Origin of the sequence: Streptomyces sp. NPDC059455 (genome assembly GCF_042750115.1) — a bacterium.
Lineage (GTDB): Bacteria > Actinomycetota > Actinomycetes > Streptomycetales > Streptomycetaceae > Streptomyces > Streptomyces endocoffeicus.
The window spans coordinates 12623-18045 of record NZ_JBHYVB010000219.1 but is presented as its reverse complement, the minus strand read 5'-3'; the positions used below and the strand labels follow the sequence as shown (position 1 = coordinate 18045).

Genomic DNA, 5423 nt, shown 5'->3' with positions numbered 1-5423 from the left:
GCGCCCCCCCCCCCAGCCCGAGCGCCCCGCCGCCCGCGCCCCCGCCCCCCCCCCCCCCCAAAACCCCACTCCCGCGGGCCCCCCGCCCAACGCGGAGCGGGCCCCTCACACCTCTGCGCCCCCGTCAGCCCTGACCGGCGAACTTCTTGCTGATGGCCTCGAACACGCCCTTGGCCTCGGCCCCCAGATGCGGCCCGGCGAGCCAGGTGTGTCCGTACGAGCCGATCGAACTGTTGGACACCAGCACCGTCTTACCGCCGTGGTTGACGAACCAGCCACCGCCCGAGGTACCGCCCGTCATCGAGCAGCCGATCCGGTACATCGTCGGCGAGGTGGGCGAGAAGGACAGCCGGCCCGGCCTGCTGGTGCAGTTGAACATCTTGGCCCCGTCGTACGGCGGGGCCTGCGGATAGCCGTATGCGCCGATCGAGCTCACCTGGTCCGCCGACGGCGCCCCGAACCACACCGGCACCGAGGCCCCGACCGTCTCCTGCAGCGACTTGCCGCCGCCGTTCTCGGGCTTCACATGCAGCACCGCGAAGTCGTACGCCGACCCCACCCCGCCGGTCTTACCGCCGTTCGCGATCCACTCGGACGAGGTCTGCGACCAGTCCGCCCACCACACGCCGTACGGGCTGACCTCGTTCTGCGCCGCCGACTGGGTCTGCTCGGCCGGGAGTCCGTTGTCGTTGTACGAGGGCACGAACACGATGTTGCGCATCCAGCCGCCCTGCTTGCCGGAGTGCGCACAATGGCCCGCGGTCCACACCAGGTTGGACTTCCCCGGGTGGGCCGGGTCGTCGATGACCGTGCCGGAGCACACCATCGGCCCCTCGGGGCTGTCGAAGAACACCTTCCCGACCGGCGCCATGTTCTGGTGGTACGGCCGCGAGACCTGCTTGGCCGGCACGGCGGGCGGCTCGGGGTCGGTGGCCGCCTGGTCCTGGCCGGCGCTCTGCGTGGAGACGGTGTGCGACGAGTCCTTCGCCTTGGCCATCCTGGACGGCTGCCAGAAGTTCTTGATGATCGGATTGGCGAATTCCGATGCCTTGCGGGCCCACTTGTCCCAGTCCTTCCAGCCGCCCTCCTTCCACTTCTTCAGGTCGTCCAGACTCGTCGGGACGCCATCGGGCAGCTTGATCCCGTCCTTGGCCTGCTGCCCGGTGGACGCGGCCGAGGAGCTCGACGAGGAAGCCGCCTCGTCGTCACCGGGCCCGCAGGCCGAAGCGGAGACCACCAGCAGCGCGGTCATGGCCGCGGCCGCCACGGTGGAACGGCGTATGAGTGGCATGGAGCCTTATCCCCCTGTTGTGGTGCAGTTGTTGCGCTGTGATGTGCCGCCCTCTGCCCTACGGCGCTTTCACGCCATGGAGCCACAGGACCGGGCATCTACTATGCCCGCGCCCCTGGCCTGCGCCATCACCTGTCCCCCGGCCCGCACCAAACACGAACGCGGTAAGCACGATTCCATGACATCGCGCCTACGCCCGCGCCTCCCGAACGCTCAGGGAGAGGCCAGCAGCAGCATCGCCATCGTCACCTCAGCGGTCCCCTGCAGCTTGACCGCCCACGACCGCGCCGAGGGAAACGGCACCCGTTTCCGCGGAAGCTGTCTCGTTCACCGTTCCACCCAACCGCGCACGGGCCGCCCGCGGATCGCGCCAGGTACTCATTCGCCATAGGTACCCGAGCGGATCAAGCGGAGTGGCGGCGGAAGGAGACCTCCTCAAGACTTGATCGCATACGAAAAGACTTGATCGCATACGAACACGGGCCTCCTGTGCCAGGGGTCTGCTCCGCGGCGCTTTCGAAGGAGACACGCCATGGCCGCTTCCGGGGGTTCCCGACGTTCGGAGAGCGAGGTCGCCGGGTTCACGGCCTCGCCGCAGCTCGCCCAGGCGCTGCAGCAGATCGTGGTGGACCTCGTCGAACTGCATCTCCAGGGCAAGCAGGCCCACTGGAACGTGGTCGGCCACAACTTCCGCGACCTGCACCTTCAACTGGATGAGATCGTGGACGACGCCCGCGAGTCGGCCGACACCATCGCCGAACGCATGCGCGCCCTGGCGGCCGTCCCGGACGGCCGCTCCGAGACCGTGGCAGCGACCACCACACTCCCCGCGTTCCCGGCGGGCGAGGCGAGCGTGAGCGCCGTCGTCGACCTCGTCACCGCCCGCCTGCGCGCCACCGCCGACACCCTGCGCACCCTCCACGACCAGGTCGACAGCGAGGACCCCTCCACGGCCGACCTGCTGCACGCGATCATCGGCTCCCTCGAGAAACACGCCTGGATGGTCAGCGCGGAAAACCGCTCCGCCTGATCCCCCGCCATACAAAACCAGGCGCCGCAAAGCCCCCGCCGTAGAACCGTCGGCCACCCCGGCGTGAGGTCAGCGCAGAGCGCCCCGCGCCGCGTACACCAGCACACCCGCCGTCAGCAGGATCAGCCCGGCCAGCGCTCCCGTCGCCGCCCACTGCATGGCGTCCATGTGGGAGAACGGCAGATACTCCTTCGACCAGCCGACCACCCCGTGGCGCCGCAGGCAGGCCGGCCTGTCGCTGGCGTCCTTGCAGGTGCTCCAGCCGCGCAACGAGCCGTCCCGGGTCACGTAGGAGGTGTCGATCTCCACGGCGTTGTCGGGGACCTTCGGGGAGTCGCCTTCACCGAACCTGCCGCCGCCCGTGGTCTTCGTCACCGTGGTCGCGAACATCATCCGCAGCTGCGACCAGATGGTCTTCACCGCCAGCAGGGCGACGAAGGTCACCACCATCGCGGGCAGCGTGCGCCGCATCAGCAGCCCGGCGGCGGCGCCGATCAACAGGCCGAGCACGGCCAGGGCCACCGCGACCGGGCCCGTGGTGTCGAACCCGCCGGCGTCGGTGAAGTCGGCGTTGACGGCCATGTGGTTCACCAGCGGCGTCCACAGGGCCTTCATGGCGATCCCGGTGGAGAGCGCCGCCACGGCCGCGAACACGGCGGCCATCCCGAGCTTGGTCGCCACCCAGTTCCAGCGGCCGTACGACTGGACTCCCACGAACTTGGCGGTGCCGGTCTCCAGATCCCCCGCGAACAGCGGGGCGCCGATGAACACCCCGATGATCACCGGCAGACCCGCCAGTGCCAGACCCAACAAGTCGAGCCGTTGGTAAGCGGCGTCGAGGGCCGCGGTCGCCTCGGGGGACGCCTTCGCCTCCTCGGCGACCGCCACGGCGCTGCTCGCGTCCTGGGCCAGCCACCCCAGGCCCGCCGTCACGACGGCCGCCGCCGCGAGCAGCAGGAGGAACGCCGCCCGGTGCTGACGCCACACCAGCCAGGCCATCCCGCCCGGGCCGAAGCCGCGCGCCCGCGTCCGCCGCCCCGGCAGTCCGGGGGAGCCGCCGTCCGCCCGGAGCGTCTGTGTCGTCGTACTCACTTCGCCACCTCCGAACCGACACCGGGAACATAGGAGTTCGGGCTGATGAGCGGCGCGGAGCTGTTCTGCTCCAGATAGGCGAGCACCACTTCCTCCAGGGTCGGCGCGCCGACGTCCCAGAAACCGCCGACCGGTCCGCCGGGGCGGACCAGCGCGGTGGTGTACCGCTGGTCGCCGTGGGTCTCCACGACCGTGTGGTGCTCCAGGCCCGCGGGCAGCCCGTTGGGGCCGGTCGGCACCCGGTCGGTGGGCGCTGACAGCACCCGGTGGACGCTGATGATCTCGTCCACGTCACCGGCCAGCCGCAGCCCGCCCTCGGCCACCAGCAGCAGGTAGTCGCACAGCGTGTCGAGTTCGGCCACCAGGTGGCTGGAGAGCAGGACGGTGATCCCGCGCTCGGCGACCTCGCCCAGCAGCGCGGTCACGGTCTGCCTGCGCACCAGCGGGTCCAGGTCGGCCAGCGGCTCGTCCAGCAGGATGAGGTCGGGGCGCTTGCCCAGGGCCACCGCGAGGGCGACCCGGGTGCGCTGACCGCCGGACAGCCGCCCCACCTTGGCGTCGAGTGGAACGGAACCGGCCCGTACGAAGCCCTCGGCCAGCTCCTGATCCCAGTGCGGGTTCAGCTCACGGCCCAACCGCAGTGTCTCGGCGACCGTGAAGCGCGTGAACAGCGGCTTCTCCTGCGGCAGGAACGCGACCCGCTGCCGCGCCTCCACCCCGCCGGCCGGCTCGCCGAAGACTCTGGCCTCGCCCGCCGACGCCTCGCGCAGCCCCGCGATGATCTCCAGCAACGTCGTCTTGCCCGCTCCGTTCGGACCCACGAGTCCGCACACCCGCCCGGCGGGCAGCCGGAACGTCGCGTCGCGCAGCACCCAGCGGCGCCCGTACCGCCGTCCGAGGCCGCGCACTTCCAGGGCGGTCCGCCCCTTGTCCCGCATGGCCGCCCCTCCCGTCGACCCGCTCATCCCCGGCCCCCGTTCCGCTCGTCCGTACCGCCGCGAGCGGTGCCCGCCGCCGTCTGCCGACGCTCCTGAAGCGCCAGTTCGACCAGATCCCGCACGTCCTCGTCCATCAGACCCGCGGCCAGCGCCCGCCCGGTCCACTCCGCCAGTTCGGCGTAGAGCGGCGACTCGGCGGCGGGCGCGTGGCTCCGGTCCGCGGCCGCGGCGGCGATGAACGTGCCCACTCCCTGCCGCAGCTCCACCACGCCGTCCCGCTCCAGCTCCCGATATGCCTTGAGCGTGGTGTTCGGGTTCACGGCGCAGGTCTCGGCCACTTCGCGAGCGGTCGGCAACCGGTCACCGGGCTTCAACACGCCCGCTCTGACGGCCCGTTTGGTCTGCTCGACGATCTGCTGGTACGCCGCGACGCCACGGCGTCTCTCGATGTAGTACCGCATCCACCCCACCGCTGGTCCACTAGTTAAGTAGCTGAATACTGGAGAAGGGGACGATCCGATGTCAAGCGTGGTGGCGGTCGAGCACCCCGCACGCGGGCGGCCCGGACGCGCGCACACGTTTTCGCTGTGCGCCGATGTACACCCCTGTTGCCGTCAACGACTGCCGTCAGGCCGCCAGGAAGTAGGGAGCAAGTCGGACTGCGTTGCAGCGGTGTCGTCAGCAGAGGCGCTGCGTCTGGCCGAGGCGGCTGGAGTCGGGGCGGGCGTTTTGTTGTCAATCGCTCACACGAGTGGCCGCGATCGCGTCATCTCGAAGCTGGGCCGACCCGCGTGAAGCCAGTCCGGGAGCGGCCATCACTCGGGCAAACCGTCTCATCGAGCCAATAACTCTGATGACATTTCAAATCAGCTTGAATGACGAATCGTTCCCTTTGGGCAGCGTGCTGGCGAACCACACCAGACCGGAGAGGGGCCGCCAGCATGTCCGACTGGAAACACATCGACGGATCGTTAGCGCGGATCGCAGTGGGATCCAGGACCAACGTCTGGGGCGTCAACGCCGCCGGTGCGATCTACCGCTACACCAACAACGACGCCAATCCCTGGATCAA

General features: G+C 70.1%; 6 protein-coding genes. 2 read left to right on the top strand and 4 right to left on the bottom strand.

Annotated elements, in window-relative coordinates:
• Positions 1-124: 124 nt before the first annotated feature.
• A complete protein-coding gene (locus ACFXB5_RS45025) occupies positions 125-1291 on the bottom strand; it encodes a trypsin-like serine peptidase (RefSeq protein WP_385219675.1) in 1167 nt (388 codons plus the stop codon).
• A 532-nt stretch (positions 1292-1823) separates the two neighbouring features.
• On the opposite strand from ACFXB5_RS45025, the gene ACFXB5_RS45020 reads away from it, so the two are divergent.
• Complete coding sequence (locus tag ACFXB5_RS45020; protein WP_385219674.1) at positions 1824-2321, top strand: Dps family protein; 498 nt, start codon at positions 1824-1826, stop codon at positions 2319-2321.
• Positions 2322-2390: 69 nt separating this feature from the next.
• On the opposite strand, the gene ACFXB5_RS45015 is transcribed toward ACFXB5_RS45020, so the two are convergent.
• From ACFXB5_RS45015 to ACFXB5_RS45005, 3 genes are read right to left on the bottom strand one after another with little or no spacing between them, the layout of a single operon-like run.
• Entirely contained in the window at positions 2391-3413 is a 1023-nt protein-coding gene (locus tag ACFXB5_RS45015; protein ID WP_385219672.1) for an ABC transporter permease, read from the bottom strand.
• Positions 3410-4351, bottom strand: a complete 942-nt coding sequence (locus ACFXB5_RS45010) for an ABC transporter ATP-binding protein (RefSeq protein WP_385219671.1) — start codon at positions 4349-4351, stop codon at positions 3410-3412. The genes ACFXB5_RS45015 and ACFXB5_RS45010 overlap by 4 nt, the downstream gene beginning before the upstream one ends.
• Positions 4352-4374: 23 nt before the next feature.
• Positions 4375-4812 carry a GntR family transcriptional regulator gene (locus ACFXB5_RS45005; protein ID WP_385219669.1) on the bottom strand — a complete coding sequence of 146 codons (438 nt, stop codon included), beginning with the start codon at positions 4810-4812 and terminating at the stop codon, positions 4375-4377.
• A 414-nt stretch (positions 4813-5226) separates the two neighbouring features.
• Here ACFXB5_RS45005 and ACFXB5_RS45000 point away from each other — a divergent pair.
• Positions 5227-5423: tectonin domain-containing protein (locus ACFXB5_RS45000; protein ID WP_385219667.1), on the top strand; the 197-nt coding region annotated here is incomplete at its 3' end.

Bases quoted from the DNA above. Each gene is read 5' to 3' on its own strand.
- ACFXB5_RS45025 (WP_385219675.1), bottom strand. From the start codon at position 1,291: ATGCCACTCATACGCCGTTCCACCGTGGCGGCCGCGGCCATGACCGCG.
- ACFXB5_RS45020 (WP_385219674.1), top strand. From the start codon at position 1,824: ATGGCCGCTTCCGGGGGTTCCCGACGTTCGGAGAGCGAGGTCGCCGGG.
- ACFXB5_RS45010 (WP_385219671.1), bottom strand. From the start codon at position 4,351: ATGCGGGACAAGGGGCGGACCGCCCTGGAAGTGCGCGGCCTCGGACGG.
- ACFXB5_RS45005 (WP_385219669.1), bottom strand. From the start codon at position 4,812: ATGCGGTACTACATCGAGAGACGCCGTGGCGTCGCGGCGTACCAGCAG.